General features: G+C 47.4%; 16 protein-coding genes and 1 pseudogene. 7 read left to right on the forward strand and 10 right to left on the reverse strand.

All coding sequences use genetic code 11. The features are described from left to right. Positions 1-95 precede the first annotated feature (95 nt). From IPK30_05430 to IPK30_05450, 5 genes are all read left to right on the forward strand, one after another. Positions 96-689 carry a TetR family transcriptional regulator gene (locus IPK30_05430; GenBank protein MBK8102723.1) on the forward strand — a complete coding sequence of 198 codons (594 nt, stop codon included), beginning with the start codon at positions 96-98 and terminating at the stop codon, positions 687-689. Beyond that, complete coding sequence (locus tag IPK30_05435; protein ID MBK8102724.1) at positions 686-1,258, forward strand: SDR family NAD(P)-dependent oxidoreductase; 573 nt, start codon at positions 686-688, stop codon at positions 1,256-1,258. Before IPK30_05430 ends, IPK30_05435 begins: the two co-directional genes overlap by 4 nt. Before the next feature lie 94 nt (positions 1,259-1,352). Further along, positions 1,353-2,852 carry an IS21 family transposase gene (locus IPK30_05440; GenBank protein ID MBK8102725.1) on the forward strand — a complete coding sequence of 500 codons (1,500 nt, stop codon included), beginning with the start codon at positions 1,353-1,355 and terminating at the stop codon, positions 2,850-2,852. Then, entirely contained in the window at positions 2,849-3,637 is a 789-nt protein-coding gene (locus tag IPK30_05445) for an ATP-binding protein (GenBank protein MBK8102726.1), read from the forward strand. Before IPK30_05440 ends, IPK30_05445 begins: the two co-directional genes overlap by 4 nt. Positions 3,638-3,905: 268 nt before the next feature. Beyond that, on the forward strand, positions 3,906-4,763 hold the full coding sequence (locus IPK30_05450; protein MBK8102727.1) for an RES family NAD+ phosphorylase: 858 nt from the start codon (positions 3,906-3,908) through the stop codon (positions 4,761-4,763). Positions 4,764-4,790: 27 nt separating this feature from the next. On the opposite strand, the gene IPK30_05455 is transcribed toward IPK30_05450, so the two are convergent. The 7 genes and pseudogenes from IPK30_05455 to brxF form a co-directional block, all read right to left on the reverse strand. Then, positions 4,791-5,513, reverse strand: a complete 723-nt coding sequence (locus tag IPK30_05455; GenBank protein ID MBK8102728.1) for a hypothetical protein — start codon at positions 5,511-5,513, stop codon at positions 4,791-4,793. Then, positions 5,510-7,510 carry a BREX-3 system phosphatase PglZ gene (gene pglZ / locus IPK30_05460; protein ID MBK8102729.1) on the reverse strand — a complete coding sequence of 667 codons (2,001 nt, stop codon included), beginning with the start codon at positions 7,508-7,510 and terminating at the stop codon, positions 5,510-5,512. The genes IPK30_05455 and pglZ overlap by 4 nt, the downstream gene beginning before the upstream one ends. After that, complete coding sequence (locus IPK30_05465; protein ID MBK8102730.1) at positions 7,507-10,278, reverse strand: DEAD/DEAH box helicase family protein; 2,772 nt, start codon at positions 10,276-10,278, stop codon at positions 7,507-7,509. Before IPK30_05465 ends, pglZ begins: the two co-directional genes overlap by 4 nt. 99 nt (positions 10,279-10,377) lie before the next feature. Next, on the reverse strand, positions 10,378-13,161 hold the full coding sequence (locus IPK30_05470; protein MBK8102731.1) for a DNA methylase: 2,784 nt from the start codon (positions 13,159-13,161) through the stop codon (positions 10,378-10,380). Further along, positions 13,161-15,023: a putative DNA binding domain-containing protein gene (locus IPK30_05475; protein MBK8102732.1), complete on the reverse strand. Its 1,863-nt coding sequence runs from the start codon at positions 15,021-15,023 to the stop codon at positions 13,161-13,163. The genes IPK30_05470 and IPK30_05475 overlap by 1 nt, the downstream gene beginning before the upstream one ends. 2 nt (positions 15,024-15,025) lie before the next feature. After that, positions 15,026-18,750: pseudogene (locus IPK30_05480) on the reverse strand (ATP-binding protein). Positions 18,751-18,770: 20 nt separating this feature from the next. Continuing rightward, positions 18,771-19,241 (reverse strand): BREX-3 system P-loop-containing protein BrxF, encoded by a 471-nt coding sequence (gene brxF / locus IPK30_05485; GenBank protein ID MBK8102733.1) that lies wholly within the window; start codon positions 19,239-19,241, stop codon positions 18,771-18,773. A 387-nt stretch (positions 19,242-19,628) separates the two neighbouring features. Here brxF and IPK30_05490 point away from each other — a divergent pair, with 387 nt between their 5' ends. Continuing rightward, the gene (locus IPK30_05490) at positions 19,629-20,105 is read left to right on the forward strand and encodes a hypothetical protein (GenBank protein ID MBK8102734.1); all 477 of its coding nucleotides are present in this window, start codon (positions 19,629-19,631) and stop codon (positions 20,103-20,105) included. Positions 20,106-20,261: 156 nt separating this feature from the next. On the opposite strand, the gene IPK30_05495 is transcribed toward IPK30_05490, so the two are convergent. The 3 genes from IPK30_05495 to IPK30_05505 all read right to left on the reverse strand — a co-directional run bounded on the left by IPK30_05495 (position 20,262) and on the right by IPK30_05505 (position 22,942). Beyond that, positions 20,262-20,915 carry an inovirus Gp2 family protein gene (locus IPK30_05495; GenBank protein ID MBK8102735.1) on the reverse strand — a complete coding sequence of 218 codons (654 nt, stop codon included), beginning with the start codon at positions 20,913-20,915 and terminating at the stop codon, positions 20,262-20,264. Between the two features lie 275 nt (positions 20,916-21,190). Further along, the gene (locus IPK30_05500) at positions 21,191-21,373 is read right to left on the reverse strand and encodes an AlpA family transcriptional regulator (protein ID MBK8102736.1); all 183 of its coding nucleotides are present in this window, start codon (positions 21,371-21,373) and stop codon (positions 21,191-21,193) included. A gap of 48 nt (positions 21,374-21,421) precedes the next feature. Beyond that, positions 21,422-22,942, reverse strand: coding sequence for a hypothetical protein (locus IPK30_05505; GenBank protein ID MBK8102737.1), 1,521 nt, complete (start codon positions 22,940-22,942; stop codon positions 21,422-21,424). A 188-nt stretch (positions 22,943-23,130) separates the two neighbouring features. Here IPK30_05505 and IPK30_05510 point away from each other — a divergent pair, with 188 nt between their 5' ends. Continuing rightward, positions 23,131-23,577, forward strand: coding sequence for a hypothetical protein (locus IPK30_05510; protein ID MBK8102738.1), 447 nt, complete (start codon positions 23,131-23,133; stop codon positions 23,575-23,577). Positions 23,578-23,761: the final 184 nt, after the last annotated feature.

Raw genomic sequence — 23,761 nt, forward strand, 5'->3', positions numbered from 1 at the left:
AACGCTTCCCCATTTTTCTAGTCGCCTAAGATATATAGTGATACTATATATCTTTCAAGTTTAGGGCAAACCCATCTGGAAGAGGCATATACCTAATGGTCAAAACCAAGGGAGCAACCTGTAAAACCCAACGCCAGCGTCGGGAGGAAACCCAGCAGAAGATCTTGGATAGTGCCTGCAGAGTTTTCGGGGAAAAAGGGTATTCCGATACCGCTTTAGACGATATCGCCACGGGTGCCGGGGTGACAGAAGGGCCGGTGTATCACTACTTCAAGAATAAAAAGCAATTATTCACCACAGTGACAGAACGGATGGAGGCTGAGTTTGTTTCGGATATTCATGCGCTGGATTTTTCCGGTGGCGACGCCTCCTTACTGCAAATCTGGGATCTGTTCCTGGATTATTGCCAAAAGCCATGGTTTGTTCAGGTAGTACTCATTGATGCCACACACATCTTGGGAAGAGAGCGCTGGCAAGACACGGCCGTTACAACAAGTATTTTGAACCTACTGGGCAATACCAATTTTTTTATCGAAAAAAATATGGGCGAAGAAGAGAAAGGGTTAATTTTAAGAATGGTCATTGCTGCTTTGGCTGAGGTTGCGATGACGCTGGGTAACAACCCACAGTACGATGCCAGTCATGTACTGCACAAGTTAATTACATTATTTGCTGCGGATAAAAAATGATAACCAAGAAAAGCGTTTTAGTGACCGGCGGCGCCGGCGGTATGGGTTTAGCAACGGCGTTTAAACTTTCTCAAAATGGTTTTCATGTCTTTGTCGCAGACAACAATGCAGCCATGATAAAAAATGTAGAGCTGACTGACGGAATCACGCCTCTATTAATGGATGTAACCGATAGAAAATCTATAGAGCGAGCCTTTAATGAAATTAAAAGCCAGACAGATAGCCTTGCCGGTGTTGTAAATTTTGCTGGAATTTTACGGGTGGGCTCAATCTCAGAAATGCCAGAAGAGACATTGAGTCTTCTTCTGGATATTAATGTGATGGGAACCTATCGGGTCAACCAAATATTTTTACCCTTGTTGAACAGGAATATTAAAGGCCGAATTATTAATATCAGTTCAGAAACAAACTGGCAAAGTGGTGGACCTTTTAATGGTGCATATGCCATGAGTAAACATGCCATCGAAGCTTATTCTGATTCCCTGCGCAGGGAATTAATGTTTTTAGGGATTGATGTGGTAAAGATACAGCCCGGCCCTGTAAGCGCCGGAGAGAAACTGTACCACTGAAGCGGCCGAATTCCTCGGTCGCGGCGGTGCAAAAGTGTACCGCCCCAGTGGCCTCCTCTAGTCTGCCGTCTCGGCAGATGGCAGGGGGTGGAGGATGTACAGCGTGGAGATGTATCAACGATTACGACGTGCCTGCCACGTCGATGGCCTGAGTATCCGGGAGGCCGCCAAGCGGTTTGGCGTGCACCGCAAGACGGTCAAGAAGGCCTTGGCTTTCTCGGTGCCGCCGGGCTACCAGCGCACTCAGCCGGTGCGGCGGCCCAAGCTTGCGGGGTTCACCGGGCTGATTGACCAGATCCTGGACGACGATAAAACCCGCCCGCGCAAGCAGCACCACACCAGCAAGCGCATCTTCGAGCGCCTGCGGGATGAGCACGGGTTTACGGGTTGCTACACCATCGTCAAGGACTATGTGCGCGAGCAGACCCTGCGTAGCAAGGAGGTGTTTGTGCCGCTGCTGCACCCTTGCGGCCATGCCCAGGCCGACTTTGGTGAGGCCGTAGTGGTGATTGCCGGTGTCGAGCAGAAGGCACACTTTCTGGCCGTGGACTTGCCTCACAGCGATGCCGGTTTTGTGAAAGCCTATCCGGCGGAGACAACCGAGGCGTTCTGTGATGGCCACAATGCGGCCTTTGCCTTTTTTGGTGGTGTGCCGCAATCGATCCTGTACGACAACACCAAAATTGCTGTGGCGAAGATTCTCGGCAATGGCACGCGGGTTCGCTCCACTGTGTTCAGCGAACTGCAATCCCACTATCTGTTTGCCGATCGCTTTGGTCGTCCTGGCAAAGGCAATGACAAGGGCAAAGTGGAAGGGTTGGTGGGTTATGCGCGGCGCAACTTCATGGTGCCGATTCCGCACTTTGCCAGTTATGACGCCTTCAATGCGCATCTGGAGGCCTGCTGCCGCGCTCGTCTGCAGGAGACTTTGCGCGGCCAAACAGAAACGATTGGCGAACGGATGCAACGTGATCTTGCCGTGTTTATGGCGTTACCTGCCACAGCCTACGATGCGTGCGCCAAACAGGCGACACGCGTCAGTTCACTCTCGCTGGTTCGCTACCGCAACAATGATTACTCGGTGCCGGTGGCATACGGCCATCGCGAAGTGTTGATCAAGGCCTATGTCGATCGCGTCGAGATTCACTGCGGCAGCGAGCGGATTGCGCAGCATGAACGCTCGTATGCGAAAGAAGATTTTATCTTTGATCCGTTGCACTATCTGGCGCTGCTGGAGCAGAAGATCAATGCACTGGATCAGGCCGCACCACTGGAAGGCTGGGTATTGCCCGAGGTATTTTTAACCCTGCGGCGTTTGCTGGAAGCGCGCATGGGCAAATCCGGCAAACGTGAATATGTGCAGGTATTGCGTTTGCTGGAGTCCTTTCCTGCTGATGAGGTGGAAGCGGCAGTTCATCAAGCCTTGCAACTGGGTGCGATCGGTTTTGATGCCGTCAAACATTGTTTGTTGTGTCGTATTGAACGCAAACCGCCACGACTCAATCTGGCTATCTATCCGTATCTGCCGCGAGCAGACGTCAAAACCACGGAAGCCATCGATTATCTGGCGTTGTTAACCGAGGTGGCAGCATGAGCAGCGCGCAGGAATTACCCAAGGTATTACTGGCGCATCACCTGAAGGCGCTGCGGCTGCCCACGTTCTTGCGCGAGTATGACAAGGTAGCGCAGCAGTGTGCCGATGAAGGTGTGGATCACCCTCGCTATTTATTGCGTTTGACGGAACTGGAGTTGATAGAGCGTGAGCGGCGCATGGTGGAACGCCGTATAAAACTGGCGCGGTTCCCTGCGGTAAAAAGTCTCGACAGTTTTGATTTTACGATGATCCCTACTTTGAACAAAACGTTGGTCAATGAACTGGCGCGCTGTGAATATATTACACGGCGCGAAAATGTGATTGCACTGGGCAACAGCGGCACCGGGAAAACGCACATCGCACTGGGCCTGGGATTGGCTGCGTGTCAGAAAGGCTTGTCAGTGGGATTTACCACGGCAGCATCACTGGTTAACGAACTACTGGAAGCGCGCAACGAGAAACGTTTGTTGCGTACGCAAAAGCTGCTGGCCAGTTACCACCTGCTCATCATCGACGAGCTCGGTTTTGTACCGTTATCCAAAACCGGCGCAGAGTTGTTGTTCGAGGTGTTCAGCCAACGCTATGAACGCGGCTCCCTGCTGGTGACCAGCAACCTGCCATTCGATGAATGGACAGAAGTGCTGGGTTCGGAACGGCTGACCGGCGCACTGCTCGACAGGCTCACCCATCAGGTGCACATCCTGACCATGAACGGCGACAGCTACCGGCTCAACCAGAGCAAGAAAAGGCAGAGGAAGCCTTCCGCCAACCCGGCAAACCCCTAACGCGCTACGCTTGTTGTCTGGCTGCGCCAGACCGCACTTCCGCTAAAACAACATCAAACCATCGTGTGCCAACTGGTACACTTTTGCTCCGCCCCGGCGGTACACTTTTACTCCGCCATTGACAACCTTAGTCAGATTCTATTATTCCGAGTGGGATTACAATCACCATTGGGGCGGAGATGGATACGAATCTCTATTTCATGGAGAGAGCAACCGTTTCTTTTGTCATGAACGCAGCTCTTCCGATGAAGCCTATGAGAATATTGTTATGAGCATCACGGAAGGCCCCGTTTATGAAGATTATGACAAGGGCATTAGTATATTTTCTGGTTATGACGCAGATAGCAATCAAAACCCTCTATTGCAATCAATCTCTACTGACTTGGATAGAAAAATACTAAATATCGAACAGCGCCTAAAAGTTGAAAATTACTTTAATCTAGAAGATGGTATTAAAAATATTCTGGAAAAATATAGAGATACTGCTTCCACACCGATTATAAATAATACGTTTTTATACAGAGCGAGAGTGGGATATAAGGAAAAGAAGAGAAGCATAGCATTAGGTTTTGAAACGGAATTTCACTATGTGCCTTATAAAAATTCAGAAATATCTTCGCCTCCTCCAAATTTAGCAATGAGCGGCAGAGTTAATAGGGCTGGCGTTTCATTTTTATACTGTGCTACTGATAAATATACTGCTGTAGCAGAAGTACGACCGCATCCTGGCGATCGCGTGTCGCTTGCAAAACTATGTATAAAAGAAGATGTGCAAGTCTATGACTTGTCAGATACTAAACTCCTCTATTTTTTCGAGAGTGATGAAGCACTAGATAACTATAAGCCTCTCAATACCCTAGGAGTGTTAATGAATAAGACGATACCTCCGGCAGAACGTTCCCACTACTCCATCACACAACTGATTTCGGACTGTATAAGGCAGATTGGATTTGATGGCATCATGTTCAATAGCACCGTAGGCGCGGGGAAAAACATTGTTTTATTTGATCGCGCTGTCATTGAGCAAGTACATGATGCCGCTGAAGTCGTGTTAATCGAATCAGTTAAATATGAATACAGCCAAGAAATAATTGTCACTGATGAAGAAATTTATATCGATTCATGAATGGATATCGCGGCATGCAGAAAGCATTTAATTATTTTCACATAATGCAACAAACTGATTGCTCGGCCCCTCTGACCGAAGTGCCAGATTGGGACTATTCGATGCTACATAAGACAAAGAATTAGTCATAATGAATGGAAAGAGCACGGGTAGTGTTTGCAGGCTTTGAACGGCTAGCGGCTTACCGGCATATCTAATCGCAGCTTCGATTAACCAGGCTGTCAGCTCTTCATCATCGACGATGACAGGCGCGAGTGGTGTGATTCTCTTTTTTTTGTCGATCCGTTCTATAACGCCCCATTTTTCCTGTGACTGAAGCACGCGCGATACTGCTCGTGATACGCCATTCCTGTCACCGTAAATTTCAGCTATGCGTCGTTGCACTTCGTTAATCGTGCAGTCGCTATGCAGTCGGAACAAGCGGCCAGTTATTTCTGCTGTCTTGCCAAAAAAAGGGTATGTTGAAATAGCTGCACCCCATGTCAGGGGAAGAACAGCTGGCTCACCCTGTTGATTGAAAAGCCGTATGCCTCGCTGCAGAAAGTCCGCTGTATCTGGAAATGGGTTTAACCAAAACCGTTTGAGAATATCGACGGACTTTCTGCGTGACTCTGTTCCTGTCAGTGAGTTAGCTACAGTGTCTTTGAGATCCTCTAATGTGATGCGGCCAGCGGCCACATGCAATGCACCGCGACACCAGTCCAACTCGACATATCGGTCAAAGCCAATTCTGGGTAAAGGCTCGGTCATACAGCATCCGACAACGGGAAGATTTTGATAAACGGAACGATTAACTCTTCCACTGAAATACCGCCATGAACAACCACGTGTTCGCCAGCTGGAACAAATGCAGTGCGTTCAGCAGAAAAAACTGGCTGGTAGTTTGCCGGAAGACCGGCAATATTCAGCTTGTATGTATTGTAAGAGGATTCTGTACTGTCTCCAATCAATGCATCACTGCGATAAATTCTTACGCGCTCTCCTTTTTGTTCTGGAGCGTCTTTACTAGGACGGCCTTGTCCAATCGCTTCAACATTGCCGTGATCAGCAGTCAGGTAAATATGGTATCCGTTACTGAGAAGATTACCGAATAGCCGATCAACAAATCCAGATTCACACCAACTCTCAATCTGGTTAGCAATGCCGCGTTTACCGAGTACAGCTCCATGTACAATTTCGTCCACCGTATCCACCACAATTCCAGCAGCTTTGATGGATGGGTTTGCCAATTCTGCTTCTAAGTCGTCGAGTTGATCTAAGCGCTTGATGCCTTTGCGGTAGAAGATTTCATTTGCGTTGAGACCATTGTCTTTCCAGAAACGATTCCACTGCGCGGGTTCTTGTGCTGTGGTTTCAATGGTGTCTGCGAACTCATAGGGTTTTAGTCCAGAGAACAAAGCTTGCCGTGAAACTGAAGTCAGAGTCGGCAGCCATGCGAAACATGTGCTTTCTTCGAATCCAACATTGGGTGAATGCTTAGCGATGCGTTCGCGAATCTGAACCCACTGGTCTACAGCCAGTCCGTCAAATACCAACAGCGCCACTTTGGTTTCGCCAGCATGTCGGCGTAATGAGAGAAATCTAGGAACATGGTGAACCATCACTGGACCATTGGTTACTGGCAGTGATGACATAGTTGCATAACGCTTCTCAACCCATGTATGCATGCGCCCATCAGTCAGCTCCTGAAGCTGGCTCACATTGCTACCAATTTCATTAGCGTGTGCAGAATTCAGGCTGTGGTACCTGGCCAAAATCTCGCCAAAACTTTTGGCCAGTTGGCTCCAGTCCCGATAAGAGGAATCGATTGTTGGCAGATGATCGAGCAGACGATTTACACCGTTCAACACTAAGTGCCTAAGTGCAGCAGGATCTTGAATAACACCGACTTTGGCCCACTCAGGAATGCCAGTCAGTACACCCTCAATAGCCAGAGGATGCAGCATGCCATCCAGAAACATGGAATCCACCAGAGTACGGACATCAGGGTGATCAAACGGCACGCGGATTTTTGCAATATAGTCCATAGGTGCTGGTTCACTCACGCGTGAACCCGTGACACCAAGATCATCCAAGTAGCGATACCAGGCATCCTGCACAATGCGCAACATGGTGCTTTTGGAGGAAAAAAGTTCAGCGACAGGAAGACTTTTGAACACATCCTGTTCGCGCAGAATCTTTGCAACATGATTGGCCAGAACGACTGGCATATCATCATTTCGATAGTGAAGGCGTAATAACTCCCGCCAAAGATCTTCTGAACGCGAAATAATGTGTGGGCCAATGCGGTAAATATGGGTGAGTACAAACTCTTTGGTTGGTGTTTCGCCCAGTAACTGTGTTGCATGTCTTTCTTGCGCTTCAAACAACGCTTCAAAATGGTCAGCGCCAATTTGGCGAACCACGCCAACATTCAATTTAGGGAACAAATTAGCAAGACTCAGTGAAACGGTACGTGCCTGGCGCAGGTAATCCCACGGTAATTCACTCGTTTCCGCAGAGCGTAAATGCAGTATCAGGGCTCTGGCAGGGCCTTGTTCGTTGCAGTCCCATGCTTCGCGATAACGCGCTTCATACTCAGCTCTGAAAGCCACTGAATCTTCAAAAGGCAATACTTCGAATCCACGTTCACGCAGCAAAAATAATATCTGTTCATCAAGTAAAACACCGTCAGGATCAGCAACTATCCATAGCCGGGAAAGGTCAGAAGGGAACTCACTCAGAATGCGATCAATCCATAGGCTCATACAGTGTCTCCTGAACCACCTACGCGCAGCATCATCACAGCCTTTAGATCGGGCGTGCACGCAGCTGCCTCATCCAGTGCCGCTAAACGAGCTTGGTATTCATGTTCGAGTCGCTTGCGGCGATGTTCGCGAACAGCAGGCAAACCTATACGGCCAATCGTTTGATACCGCGCATGATAGGCATACTCCGCGCGTTCACGTTCGCCTTTCAAGCGAGCATGATGGACATCCAATAGTTCGGTGAATAATCGTTCACCTTGCGTATTAGCGGCAGCAAAAGACATGTCAAAAAAACGCAGCCACGATGCTCGATTTACATCAGCAGGAACAGATGCGGTGTTTAGCGCTTCTACTTGCTCGGTCAGCAAAAGATCCCAAATACGTTTTGCCGTAGGAATGAATGCTTTACCGTCATCCGCGACAAACAAAGGGAGGAAACGTCGCCGATTAAATCCATCAGCAGTCAGGCTGATTTCCCATAATGACCAAATGCCTTGAATGGCATCAGGCAGCCCGGATATTTTTACCGTTGGAAGTGGTTGACCGGCAACACAGCGAGGAAGATCACTAATCAGTGCGCGTGCTCTTGGGTCTTCCAGCGTTATCCATTCCAATTCTGGATTATGTTCTGCTGTTCTGGCGTCGAAACAGACATGCGTAGACTCACTGCCATCCAGCCACTTCACGCGCCAGGCGTGATTCTCTTTCACGGCTAAACCGCCACGCGACTGCAAGCCACTGGTAATGGCTCGCTCCAGCCAAAATTGCGCGGGATGGTCACGCCATTTGCGAGCTTCATCTGCCTCTAGTGCATGCTCATCCGATAACAGATCCGTGCTTTGCTTGGCGTCAGCAATTTTTTCTTTGATCTGAGTTATTACGTCATCACATTTTTGCTCGATGGACTCTGGATGTTGCAAGCCGTGAACAAACAACTCATCAAAGAGTGGCTCTGATTCCACCGAGTCCATCACGTCAGAGGCTTTATCCACACCGAATTCTTGCGCAATGATTTCCAGCTTGGTCTCAAGCACCTGGCGCACGCGATGTTCTACTGTGCCTTCCAGAACAAAGTTGATGGCACGAACAACATGCAATTGACCAATACGGTCTACACGGCCAATGCGCTGTTCAATTCGCATCGGGTTCCATGGCATGTCGAAGTTTATGATGACGTGGCAAAACTGTAGATTTAGGCCTTCACCGCCAGCATCGGTTGAAATCAGTACACGAATATCCTGTGCAAAGTTTTTCTGTGTTCTACCTCGTGCATCCAGATCCATACTGCCGTTGAGCAGTGTTACAGAAAAGCCTCGGCTTTCGAGAAAGCCCGCTAGCATCGTCTGTGTGGGTACGAATTCAGTGAAGATCAACACCTTGAGGGAAGGGTTGTTCTCTTCTTGTTGCAGCTTGTAGATGGTGTCTAGCAGTGCTTCTGCTTTGGCATCTGTCCCAGCCGCTTCTGTCTCGCGTGCCAATGTGAGCAGCCATTCAACTTCAGCTTTTTCTTTTTCAATAGCATCCATCGTTTCCCGGCGTGCTTCTACCGCGAGATCCACTTGCGCTTGTCCATCCAGTTCGGCCCATTCATCCGGCTCAGTCTGTTCACTATCAAACAGTGAACCCTGTGGCTGAGGTGAATCCAGCGCGATAAGGCGTCTCTCCAATGTTGTTCGAATAGCCGCTGTACTGGATGTCACAAGTCTCTGCATCAGAATCATCAAGAAGCCAACATGGCGCTGTTTGGCTGCTAGCGCCTGGTTATAGCCGTGCCGTACATAATCGGTCACAGCGGCATACAGGCTCTGCTGTGATGCATGCCGTGACTGCCATTCAACAGCGTGCAAGCGCGTCATTCTGGGTTTAAACAGTGGTTGGCCATCGGCATCAATCGACAGTCGTTTTTCTGTGCGAATAACAAAAGGCCGCACACGCTCTTGTGTCACGCTGTGTTCATCGGGGAAAGATTCCCGATCAATCAACTGCATCAAGCGAAGAAACTGGTCCGTCTTACCCTGGTGTGGTGTTGCAGAAAGCAGGAGTAAATAAGGCGTAGCCTCTGCCAATGCCGCTCCCAATTTGTAGCGTGCAACACGCTCCGTGCTGCCTCCCATGCGGTGTGATTCGTCGATGATGACCAAATACCATGAAGCCGAGATTAAATCCTCAAAGCGCTCACGGTTGTAGGTGTTCAATTGTTCGAGGCTCCAGCCTCTACGGTTTTCAATCGGCTTCACTGAATCCAGCGAGCAGATAACCTGATCATGTACGCGCCACAGATTATCTTCATCGCCAGCGCCGCTGCTTTTCCACTGGCGAAAAGCAGCCAGTTCAGAGCCTTCAATAAACTGAAAGGCTTCACCAAAATGCAATCGCATTTCTGCTTGCCATTGCCTAACCAAACCTTTTGGCGCGACCACTAAAATGCGCTTGGCCATGCCGCGCAATTTCAATTCACGCAGAATCAAACCGGCTTCAATGGTTTTACCCAATCCCACTTCATCCGCTAATAAATAGCGAATGCGATCCCGGCTCATGGCACGGTTCAATGCATAAAGCTGGTGTGGCAACGGCACTACGCTGGACTGGATAGGGGCCAGCAGTAAATTATCTTCCAATGCATCCAGCAACTTCGCGGCAGCAGCTGTATGCAAGATTTGGGCTGTTGATAACTGGATACTATCTAGCGGCTCCAAATCATCTTGTACTGCACGTACAACGGCATCTTTTGCAGGCAACCAAACGCGATAGCTGGTTGCGCCCCACATTTGCTGGCGCTCCACCACTCGGCAGGGTGAGGAGTGTCGTGTGTGCCAGCACCAGTCACCAACGCTAAAGCTGGGTGCTAATTGACTGACTACCTGCATTTAGATTCCTGTCTCCGAGCGCGTCAACGCTTGGTCATACCAAAGCAACAATTTTTCATCTTCTTGCAAAGCTTCTTCTGGAATCTTAGCTGCAATGTCGATGATGGTTTTGTAATCCTTGTTTCCCCATGCAGTTTTGAAACCGGCACGTAGCACTTCAAGACGAAAATCTTTCATGCGCTTGCCAGTATGGGTGCGGTAGCCTTCAAACTCTTTCAGCAAAGCTTTCTCGCGCTTCTTCTCCAAGTCTTGTGCTTTGTTTGGATCTGGCACATACCAACGGTCTTTGGCTTTGCTCATTAACCGAGGATCGTTTTTCTCCAAGCCACGCAGGTCTTTGAAGTTGGTGGATAGCAGGCTGTGAATTTGACTAGGAACATCTTCCTTGCCGTCGTACTGGATAAAGTTATCTTCGAGCAGTTGTGATAGCTCAGGAATAATTTCTCCTTTCTTCTTGGCCGCGCCGACCACTGGAATGTATTCAGGATGAATTTCTGAATAGGTAGAAGGCTTTTTCTTCAAGAAATTAGTCAGCCAATCAATGGCGCTTCGTTCGTCAGAGACAAAAAGCTCCATCTCTCTAATTTGAGGAATTTGCTGGCGCTTTTTGTCGTACTCAACAACTTGGTCAGATAAAAATACCATGCCATCACGCTCTGCATAGCGTAGCGGTAATTCAGAAAGAAACTCTGGAGTATTGATAGGAACCATTGCTCCGTGACGAATGAACCACGATGCCATACGGTCGTAGATACGACGTGGATCACGTTCGACTACATGCATCAACTCCTGGAAATCTCCGCCAGAAGTTTTTACAATCGGTAACTGTTTTAGATGCGTTTGTACGAAGTCCCAAGCAGAATCAGCCGTAGCGCCATTTTGATTAAAACGATCCTCTAAGCCGCCATTAGGTTTGTAAACGGAAATAACCAAGTCCTGCTTTACCGCATTCGGCGACATGACTTGCTGAAAACTTAAATGAACTTTGTCCAGCGTCGATACTTCGGCGACAACGAAACCGGCCTGCTGGAGTGCAACTTGGATTGCATTCCAAACAGCGGCACGACTATTAGAAAAAACAACTGTCATCCATCGGCCAGGTTTTAGAACTCGATAGTATTCATTGAAGCAGCGCTGCATGAGCTGCTGGTATTCAGGAACTCCTTTTTTCTTAACGCGATCAACGATAGCCTCAGGCCCAGAATCACTAATAACGCCATACCATGACTCGACCAAAAAATTTAAGTCAGAGTAGTAAATATTCTCACCAAATGGAGGATCTGTGAATATGTAGTCAATGCTGTTTTCTAATACACCATTCAGGCAGGCGGCGTTTCCGGATGTAATTACTACGCTGTCTCCATTCCCGTGTAGTTTTCCCCAGGCGCTTTTCTCCATCCTCTTGATTCGATTAATGCTTCCTCTAAGTAGGTCAAACACATTTGCTTCTGCAACTAAAGAAGACACGTAGAAAACCCCAGTAAGTGGCGAATTTCCAAATGACGATGCAGGCCTATACCGATTCATCAAAGAGGCATTAACAAACTGATGTTGAGCAATAATTTTTAGCGCTTTCCTGATAGGCGCATCCTTAACTTCATTAACCTTTTCAAAGAATCTAGATAAAACCTGCATTGTTCTTGGAAGAAACAGATCGTGAACATGTATTACATTTGTTGTTTTCATGCGGCCAACGCGCATCATTTGCATATCTGGAAATTCAATATTTGGTGCATTTTTTGGAAATGAAATATTGGCGATTTTTCTTAGGTTCTCTATATCTGAAGCATCTACATTCTTTGTGTATTTCTTTGACCCGCAAGTCAGCTTTATAAGAACAGGCTTTCTTCTTGGTTGTCTTTTCGGTTTGTTGGATGCGCTGTCAATAATCGTATCAAAGGCTAATTCTAGGTTGTTCTTGCCAAGAACTGATCCGCAATGCGGACAATGGAATGAATCCTTAACTCTTTTCGATTCGTCATCGAGTGCGTGATCGTGAAAAACAATCTCCCCAGCGCAATCGGGACATGTGAAAATTTCTGACCAAACAGTAAAGTCGATGTCGCCTACCTTGCCGTCAATATTTGTTGAGTACATCCAGCCGAGTTCTGATCTAAGGTCTTGAAGGATTTTATCTGCCACAGCGAGAAAGCTATGAATTTCAAATGGCAAGTTATAATTTGCGGCTATGAATGTGGCTGCAGGGGATAGGTCGTTGAGAATCACTCGGCGCGCGCCCCACTTGGGTGCTGTCTTTCCTTGCATCTTCCATTCGGATTCAAGCTCGTGCCTGTATGCAGCAGGGGCTCCTCCGCACCATTGAGCTGCAACGCCGGTCATTCCTGAGCCACAGAAGCCATCTAACACAATGTCACCTGGCTCGGTGTAATGCAAAATGGACGGGACAATCGCAAGATGCGGTACCTTGGTGTGATATGAGTGGGCCTTGTATATTGGGTCGCTTTTGCCGATAGACACATCAATAGTCTGTGGCTCGCGGCTGTACTTCACACTGGGGTCATAAGGCTTGCCGTAGTGGTGAACGAAATCTTCAAGGAAGGGGTTAGGGCATGCCGTGTAATACGGTGGATCAGACATTGCCAAAATGGCTTCGTCCGTACCAATGGGAAATCCTTCGATTTTTCGAAACTCTGGGTCTTTGAGTTTTTCAGCCAACAGATTCAAAAAGTGTTCGCGACGTGCATTTTCGCTAGGGAAGGTTTGGCCTAGGCATTCAACGGGGCCAGATGGCTTATTTTCTTCAGAAAAAAGCGATTGCGTCATTATTCAGATCCCTGTTGTTGATCAGGCCTAGCCTGTAAATGCATGGTCTTGAGTCTCAAACCATTATCGGTAAGCAAATATCGCTGCTTGGGTGAGGTCGGCTTATCCGGGGCAGTCATCCGCAAGACGCCACCTGCCAGTAAAGGATCAAGATGCCGGGCCTTAAAATGGGGACGCTGCTTGAATCCGGTAATGTTCAGTAGCTCACTGACCGATCTAGGGCTGTCAGAATGCTCAATAATCAGCCATTGAATGGCACTCAACTGTACAAGTGCAGGGACTTGTTCAGTAGCCTGAACGGCAACTTGTACAGTGACTTGTTCAGTAGCTATTCCCCCGGCAGGGCCAACTGTAACTATTTGATTTGTAGTGATTTCATCATGATCGCCCTGCATAAACCGAGGCTTTAAGTGCTCTGACAGGGTGTATACATGGCCACCGCCAGCCGGTGCCACTAACAAAGCTTGTACAGTCAATCTCTGAACAAGTGCCATAGCTGCTGGCCCCGGCAGCCCGGTTAGGCCTTTGACATCGGCCAAGTCGATATGCCCCTGCCGAATCAGATAGGCAAACACGGCAGCTTCCTGTTCTGACAGGTTCATTCCCAGACTGGCTTGTGCCAGTAGCTGAGCTTCGCTCAACAGTTTTTCCTTGCTCAAGCGGATGCGGAAACTTTTCTCCGCTTTGTCGTTTTCAATTTCTGGCGGCACATAACCCAATTTCCTCCACCCATCGAAGATAGCACCGACACCAGTGCCGCCCTGATCGGATAAACCAACACGACGAAATGCACTCACGATGCTCGGATTACGAACTTCTTTGTCACCGGGATCAAGCAGCTGCTCTGCTGATGCAAAGGCATCACCGGGGTTAAAGAATTCGGCACAATCTCGAAATAGCCGAATGACAGGAACACGAGTATGGTCACCAAAATCTTGATGGATTAACAGGTTAATCGCAGCTTCACGGAATGATATGTAGTCTGGTGGATCATCGTCACGGCGCAAAGTTGTAGCGTCGACTGAAAACGGACGATCACTGTGCTTGAAATAGAAATCGATAACTGTTTGCCAAGCCTTGATCAGATTTTCTTCTATCGTGACACGATCAGACCAGCGCACACTTGGGGCGTACTCTTCCTTCTTGTACCGGTAGAGCTGTAAGTCAACCACCATTCGTGGCAGAACCTGCCTCACGTATTCATCGGCTCCCAGAACCAATATGGCGGCACGCGTTGGCAGCAGTACACCGCCACGCTCTATAACGAAACCCCACTTACGTAAAAATGTAGGGTTATCATTAGTGCCACCTTTACCAGGATTGCTTACATCAAAGCGATTGCGATACCAATTTACCGATGCTTCGTCAAAGCATTGGCGAATATCCAGATCTAACGGAGTAGCATCAAACCGGTCTGACGCAGCATCGCGCATAAAACGTTGCAATTCATCGCCAGTGCATGTGTCATCTCTGCCGCCACGCCGAATGTATGATTTCTTAGGATTTGCATCTAAAAATATAGGTTTCTCATTTCTCTGCGCTTCAGGCACATAAAAAACAATCACTGTACCTTCATCAAAAGTATGCAATTTTCCATCTATAGGAAGAAAGACGCTTATTTTATTTAGATCGCGTACTTGCCCCAAAAAGTCATTTTGAACTTTGTCGGCATCAATGACGCCAGAAATGGTAAAGGTTCCATTTTCCTGCTTAATGCCAAACACAAGATGTCCGCCATCAGTATTGGCAAACGCACTGACAGTTGAAAGTGCATCTCTGGGAACAGCCCAAGCAGCTTCCTTGAACTCTACGTCACTCCATTCAATAGAGTTTAGCCGGACAAGAAGCTCTTCCTTATTCATATTTACTCCACCACAAATCGTAGCTTACTAGCATCTTTGCCTTTGCTGCGTTCGCTAATTAGAGCATCAAATCGCTTGCGCAAATCCTCTGGTGTAGCCGGTGAGCCACCAAACAGCAACGCTTTCTTAATGTCGTCACTACTCACGATAATTTTTTCCAGCCCGGATAGTGCTTCTTGAACGGCACTAACGAATTCTGGCATAACAGGATCTGGCAGAACCTTTGACTTCACGAAAGACTGAATCAATGTTCGTGGTGATTCTTTCAGCAAATCCAGATTGGCTTGAATGATAGGGTCATCCAGGTTATCCAGTAATGTCTGTTGCCAGCCGGACAACAGCTTGTCTAATTCATCATCAAGCTGTGTGAGCGCATTGGCTGCCACACCAAACGGAAGCGCCTCACTGGCTGGCTTATAACTGCAATGCGGACAGAATGGGCTCGCCACCAGCTCGGTATCCGAGAGTTGATAGCAGCTCTTCAAGTTATTCAACTTATCTTCAAATGCAGTTAATTGACTCGTCGGCATCAGCGATATGCCTGCTAACGCACGCATTGCCACCAAGCGTGAGTCTTTGCGCAGTGCATTCTTGGTTTTATCTTCTGCCACACCTAAGCGCGCTTTACTGTGGCTGGCGATGTAGGCAGTTGCGTAATCCTTTTTCAGCTGCGCCAATGTCTGGCGGTACTCAGTGATGTGTTGTGCAGTACGGTCTGTGCTGAGCTTGGTAAGAATTTTTGTTCTGGCTTCTTGGGCTTGTTTAGCCCAGGCATTATCAACGGACAAAACCATTTCTGCCTGGGATAGGTAAGCAGCTGTACCACCGAGTTCATTTACCATTTCCAGCATACGTTCAGCAGACGCCAGCACATCTAGATTTTGCTTCTGGGCGTCAATGTTTTCTGTAGTGAGCCTCAGATTTTTGAGTTTGCCAACAGTGTTATAGGGCGCTAGCGACTCGGTGAATGCTTTGAGCGCTTCAAGCCGTGCGCGCCAATCAAGTGATTCTTCTTCACGCAACAGAGACTGGCCCCAGAATGACATGCGGTTCTGCATGTCCGTTCCTGCCGTTAACACCCGTTTGACCAATGCACTAACAGATTCCTGCAATTGCTTAACCGGTTCCTCTGACCCTTGAGTGGCCAGTTGGGCCAAGCCAGGAGAAAGATTGAGTAATTCGAACAACGAGCGCAACACAGATGCATTGATCTCTTTTGGAGACTCCAAATGCTTGAACTGTTTCAGTTCATCTAGCGAGCGTTCTGCTAATAAATTGAGCTTACCTGAGTCGATCTTGTCGCCAGTGATGGCTAACACGATATCGCCGGAATACACCAAGCTGCCAAGTACAACGGCCAGAAGATCTGGCTCCAGGCGAAAGCGAACAGGCGCAAAGTATTCAACATCGTTTGCACCGGCTATCACTTCACTGCGGTTCAATACTTGTCCATGACCTTTTGCCTTTAAGCGCGCGAGAACTTCCTGCGCATACTTGGATTGGTTGGGTTCAATACGATCGCCATCCAGCATTTCAAGCGCATCTAGAATAGTGGTGGCATCTTTGGTTCTTGTGCCGCCAGCCAATGTTTTGAGAGCATTGGTGATCAGTTGCTTGCGATTGGTTTCTGTCACCAAGGTAGCAAAGCTTGGATATTCGGGTGATGTTTCTGAAAAATGTGTACTCAATACCACGCCGGATATGACATTGACTATATCACGGAAATTTATTTTCTCTTCAGCGCCCAGCCGTGCCTTGTCGCGCAGTGATATTCCTTTTGTCCAATCTTGCAGGGATTTGCTCTTGCCTTGATAGGTGACTTCAAATGCGGTCATCTGCTTTTCATTTAGCCATTTGCTCATGGCTTTCAGATAGTCTTGCGTCTTGGATGTGTAAGTGCGTTTTGCATCACCACTGGCAATTGACGCTAACTCTGTTGCTGCGGCATAGGCAGATAGATGGCGCTTGAATTCTTCATCCGGATTTTTCAGGCGAAGAAAAACTTCATCGGACAGGTTATTGTCAGAGAATTTTGGCTTATCAAACGGCTGGATAAAGTAAATGTAGAAATCACGCTCTGGTTGCGCAGTGGGTCTGTCGTTAGGTGCGCCAAAAAACAGATAGCCGTTACGTTCAACACGGCGTTCTTGCCATTCAATTGGGTACTGCCAAATCTGGTGACCCGTGACGTAAGTGTTTTCGTCAGTACGTTCCATTAACTGTTTTACAGCGCTGTAATAGGCCCTGTCCAGCACGTCATTCGAGAGTGTTTCTGCGCGTTTTTCAACTTGTGAGTCGTAGTCGATGTCTTTCTTCAGATCTAGGAAATACTGCTCTGTATCAGGGCCTTGGAAATGAATTGGCCGTTTACTGTCTTCAGCACTTCACGCAGTACCGTTTGTACCAGCGATAAAAGATCGGCTGCAGGCTCGCCACCCATATCAGCAATGCCTGGCTGGAATAAGCAGAGTGTGTCCCTCAGTTCTTCAGCGGTAGGGCCAATCGGCACGTAAATATCGCCACCGGTTGTCAGACGATGCACAAACAATCCATTGATGATTCGCAGAGCCATCGCTTTATAGGCTGGCCGTGTAAAGGCTTGCTGCACGCGAGAATCTAGCACTTCAGAAACACGCAGAACTTCTTTGATGCTTGGGTCACTATGGAAAACCGGATTGCCTTGTATTGTCTTCCAGTATTCGTCATAGGCTACCAAGCCAGGGCGATCTGCTGGTACATCCGTTTCCAGCAAAGCCTTCATCGCAAAAGACAGTGTTTCCAGTGCATTACGTTTTTCAGCAAAGCCAATGCGTTCAAAAGTTTTTAGGTAGTCAGGATGCACAGGGAAAAGGCGGACATATTCATCCATCCTTTCATTCATCGATCCGTAGAACTTGGCAAACGGTGTTAAGTAGTTGCGAATCTTGTCTTGTTGATCGGCAGACTTCTTGAGCAAACGCTCAGCCACAACAAAGCTGACATCCTGACGCGCCAGCAGTATTTGGGTAAAACGATCTTTCACGCGCCGTAAACTATCCGCTACATGTTCAAACCGGCTGCTGTCAAAAATAGCTTCCTGTACGCCGGCCACAAAGCGGAAGCGCAAATGTTTAGTAACTTCGCCAATTTCACGCAGGAATGACAAATCCAGTACTAGATCGTGATCTTTACGCGAGCGTAAGTATTCAAGAAATTCGTCTACAACCAGTAATACACCGTGATCAGGGTATTTATCGTTGAATGCCGTCATCATTTCTTCAAACGATGCTTTGTTATTAACTACCTGATCAGCAGGAGGAAAACTGAAACTTATGCCATGTTTGTCGAGAAACAATTCCAGTTGTTGCGTAATGATATCTCGCAATGACATTTGGCTAGAGATTTCAATTCGGTGAACCTTGAACTTGCCTGCAATAGCATCAGCGGCTTCGGCTACTTTGGGGTGGCGGATCATTGGGACGAAACTGGCGTCTTCAGCAATCAACGATAAGACGGACATCAAGTGCGACTTACCTGTGCCGTAGTTACCGACTACCAAGACACCTTTGTGATCGACAGATTCATCAAATGAGAGCTGGGGAATCATCAACTTCGCAATGCGGTCTGCCATGTCATCTGAAATGACATAAGACGATACGAGTTTTTTGCCTTCGTCCGGCCTATTAGCATCGAGCAGTTGGATAACCGACTCGATCGGCTCAAATTGGATCAGATCCCCATAACGCATAACTTCCTCACTTCTTTTATTCATTGCAATTCGAGAGGGACCCAGCCATTGATGGCGTAGTCCTGATGTTCTGGATGCCCTAGATCGGCATAGGTTAGACGAGGCTCATTCCCTGTCTTCTGTATTTCTCCTGGCCACACAGCCACGATGCGACGTGATGCTGCATGTTTTTTAAGTAGTTCCAGCGGATTCAGCTGCAAGCTTCGGTCAAACAACAGCTCGACATTATCGAGTAGAACCAGGTCTCCATTCGCATGGGTATTAATCAATTCACGCAGGATGTTTCCGGCTTCCAGATGGCGCTGCTTCACAGGAATCGTCGTTAACCGCAGGCCTAGCTCCGAGCCGACATTTAGGGGTTTGGCACCGACATGCTCGCCAAATGCCTGTAGCAAGGCAGTCTTGCCTGCCAGGGGCGGCCCAATTATAAGTATCAACTTGCTATGCAGGGCTGCGACATTCCTGGCTAGCTGTTCGAGTTGTTCAAGCATGGCTGGACCCCCAATGACTCATTGGGGTAATCCACGAACGCCTGTTAGCGGATGCTAACCAGAAAACATTTGATATTACGTGGCGCTTCATCTGGTACAGGATTCCATATCGTATTGCCTTGATCCATCTAACCAAGGATTTTGGGTAGTCAATGTACTGATAAGTCCTATACGCGGCAATGCGTCGGGCAGCGTATTTATCTATTTCTAGCTTTGATTTACGTCCACAGTGTTTTTCGGTCTAGGCCTACTAGGCCGGATTTACCTGCATATTCCAGATAACGTTCATTTTGGCAGAGTCCAGGATCACCAGATGACCTATTACTAAAATCTAAAAAAAATCAGCCACACATCATCTCCATGCATAACAGCCACGGAGATTTATGTATGAACGAAACACACAATCCGACTTATGTCACCCATAAGCCATTAACTGCCATTCAGGTACTGGAAAAAGCTGCCGAGATTCTCGCAGAGCGTTATGCGCGTGGCGGAGAACTCAACAGCCCATCCATCGTGAAGGAATACCTTGCCTGCAAGCTGGGTAGCTATGAACGAGAAGTGTTTGCCGTCTTGTTACTCGATGCCGGTCATCACCTGATCGAATATCGCGAATTGTTCTACGGCACCATTGATGCTGCCGGCGTATTTCCCCGCGAAGTCGTCAAGGCGGTACTGAATGCCAATGCGGCAGCAGTCATTCTGGCTCACAACCATCCTTCAGGAAATACCGAGCCATCATCTGCCGATAAGCGGATCACCAAGCTACTGGTTGATGCTTTGGCTCTGATTGATGTCAGGGTAATCGACCACATCATTGTGGGACGTGACAACTTATCTTTTGCTGAAAAAGGACTGCTTTGAATCGATCTAACTTTCATGCGGTGCAATTAAGCACCGCTATTTTTTCTACGCAGTCTCCCCTGATATTCAAACTCAACAATGATGTGTGTGGACATGGTCAAGTCTGATTAGTTTTACTCATAGACTATTCATTGAATATATTTTTCAATTTTTACATTACTTTGTAATCCGGCTGTATCCAATGACATGACTTCCAAGTCCATAGGCCTTGGTTTTTGCTTTGCACATGTAGCTAATTCTGTAGAACGCCTCAGCTGACATTCCTACTGCATAGTCAATGATGTAACCCGCATTTGAAGGAATGTATATCAGCCCCCTTGCATCGCACTCATGCACTTTAAGAGCATGGGACCATGCAGTTTTCACTATTCCACCGAGCGACTCAACGTTTTCTGTAACACCTACAGACCGGAATGTATGTTTGTTTACCAGCAATAAAAAATGGTAGTGCCAGTGATCATTATCATATGACTGTTCTCGCACCCACACATATCGCATGTAGTGCGGAGATACTCTTTTTCCTTCTAACGTCTTACGTCGCTCTCTCTGATCTAGCAACCTTCCCAGTTTCTTTATGAATTTACTCACCACTTCGTTGGATGTATCCATATGCTCTGCATCAAAGTACTTGGGAAACTTTGCATCAAACCTGATCAGCAGTGCCTTCTTGCAGTCACAGCCCATAACCAATGACTGCTCATGACAAATATCCATATACTCAAGTATTAGGCCACCAGGTGATTGGTATACTGGAAAACCTCTGTAATGAGTTCCCATGAATAGTGTTAGATTTTTGTTAATTGTTTTCATTTTACATCTCCTGTGATTAGTTCATAGGAGATGTCTTTTATGTATATTTTTATTCAGCATGTAATCATGCTGAATTGATATGTTTAAATTGTTATTATCTATCTAATGTGTGTATTTATTAATCTGTAATTAGTTAATTAATGAATACTGCTAAAAATTTATTTACCCGCCATGTTTTCTACTGGAAGTCTTTATCCTGCAAGGTATTCAGTCTATGTATGCGTGGGGAAATGGAGGATTTATTGGTTACAAATTTTGCTGCCACAATCCTTGCCTTACGAAGTATCTCTCATTTCAATTTTTTGCCTAATCCAAGCAATAACCTCTTCTTCAACCCATCCCACTGATCTGCCTCCCAATGGAACCTGCTTTGGAAAATCCCCATCCTTTATAAGTCGATATATCGTTGGCCTAGATAGTGAAGTGGCTGCAATGACTTTATTTAATCTAATTAACATTGTGACTCTCCTGTATTGGATCATCACATAGGGAATTGGTGTAATAATTTAGAATTTTTTCAAGTTTCTAATTTCATCGATTGATCCTATATTCGGTACAAAATCATTCACACCCAGTTCAATCATTCGCTTTTGCGGCACTTTCCCTTCGCAATCTGTCAGAACCAGCCAACGAATTGTTTCCATAGAAAAATGGGGATTGTGAATCGCCTCTGTCTGAACTTCAGGAGGATCAAAGGGAAGGATTACCATATGAGGCGAGTGCAGTTTTGCTATGTCGGCTCGCGACAATCCTTTCTCCAACTTCCCAAGTAAAGATTGCAGCAGTTTTTCCTGAAACTTCATTTCAGCGTTACTGATGATTTTCAGCAGGCCAGGAGGTAGTTTCTCCAATTTTGCCCTGTAACGATCTGACACCGTCGGCGAATAGTAGTTCTTTGCACCAGCCTGGACATCCAGCATGAGAGTGCCGGAAGCCAACTCCCCATGCGTAATGGAACGGCTAAGTTTTTTTATCAAGTGATTCCTAATCAGTTTTTGTACGATGATGAAGTTGTCATGCAGGGCCTTAATGTTTGCTGATACGGTAAAGGGAGCGTACTGTTCTGTTGCATGTTCAATTGAAAGATGCCTGATGGCGCGCTCCTGGTTCGACCATCGCTTATTCATGCCATTGGGGTTATACGGATTCGCTGCATAAGCCACTGCCATCAGACATCCTGTCTTGCCACCTGCTACACCCGCCGCCAAAAACGAATACTCTGGCCCCCAAATCCCCTCAATACCTGTCAGGGTCGACAGGGTCTCGGGGTATTCCATCCGCTCCACAACTCCCGATACGTCCGTTTCTATTGCAAGCAAGGTTACCGGCGGCGTATGTTCGGCTACCCAGGGATGAAAAGGGTTCAGTTGGATTTCAGCCCCGACCTTCAGTTTCTCTCTGAATATGTCTCCACTCGTTACTTTTTCCTGAACATATGTAATAGCCCCGTCGACAATCAAATGGCTTATGGCCAGCTGAAAGCGCTTGCTCGGTTTTAACGAACACTGTCGAGCCAATTCATTCAGACTAATGCCTTCGACCTTCCCTACCGGTGATGCCTGAGCCCATAAGGCCGCTAGTGCGAGGCGCTCAATAATCGGCAACTTTGCTACATGAGCTAGTCTCCAGCGGATCTTGTCTGTTTTAGTTCCGTCCACATTATCTTGCCGTTCAACCCGCTTCACATCGCGTCTCAGCTCATCCGGCGGTAGCTTCCATCCCTCACTAGGCGGGCAGCACAGCAGGCCCGCTACAACCTTGTACTGCCACGTCTGGCTTTGGCCATCCATCCCATTCAGATGCTCTTCATGGGTCAACCTTACCAGCGCTTTTTTCCTTCCGTTAGTTTCTGTCAGTTGGGGCGTCTGGGCGGGTAACTCACTGACCCATCCCAGCGACTTCAGCGTGCACCGAACCTTGACCGCTTCATTGTTGTTACACAGCAAGGCCTCTTTGATGGCATCTATAGAAAAGGCATGCTCACACAATCCGTCGGATTCTTGGCGACATCTCAGCTCTTCCACCATTAGGCTATATTTGTTGCTATAGAAATACTAAACACTATCGCAATTTTATTGCTACTGATACTTTTATATATGACTATTGTAGTTAAATAACTACATGATAATATTGCAATTCTATTACTACCCATGCAATTATGTATAATTAATGATGCACTACGAATGGTTAAAAAATGAGCAGCATAAGAACAAACTTGAGCAATAATGAGTTTCTCTGGCTTTGGAAGGATGATGGCGTTTCCGACAACGACAAGATGAGCTGGGCGACGAACTATTTGGGTAAAAACCACTTGGCAATAGGTTTGGACAAATCAAAGCTAAGGCGTTACCTAAGCGGCGAGGTGCCTGTAAAGGCAAGCCCTAAGCTCTATCTATTCATCGAGCGGATGAAGCGCGCCTACACTCAATACAGGCGAAGATTCGAAAAAGCCTCCATTTCTTTCTCAGTAAAACACGAGGCAGCTGAGGAGTTGAATCGCTTGTCTGCCGAGCGCCAGCTCCCGATATCCACAATCGTCGAGCAGATGATTTATGAAAAACTCAATGACATTGGGGTGATGACGCACGAGCCCGTATCAATTCAGTTTGGGCCAACTTCGCACGGTTTGATGAATAAGGACAATACCTTACAAAACCCATAACTAGCGATTGCCGGGAAGGAGCAGGCACTACTAGAGGCGGCTCTGTAAAACTAATTGAGATTATAAGTAGCCGGTATGGGCCTTACGCCATTGCGCGAACAAAATACAGCGATTCGGCAATTCATTTATGCGGCTGGCCGCGTCACATGTCGAAACGCGAAATAGGTTCCTTTGCTGCCAGATT

Source organism: Cellvibrionales bacterium, assembly GCA_016713115.1.
Taxonomy (GTDB): domain Bacteria; phylum Pseudomonadota; class Gammaproteobacteria; order Pseudomonadales; family UBA7239; genus UBA7239.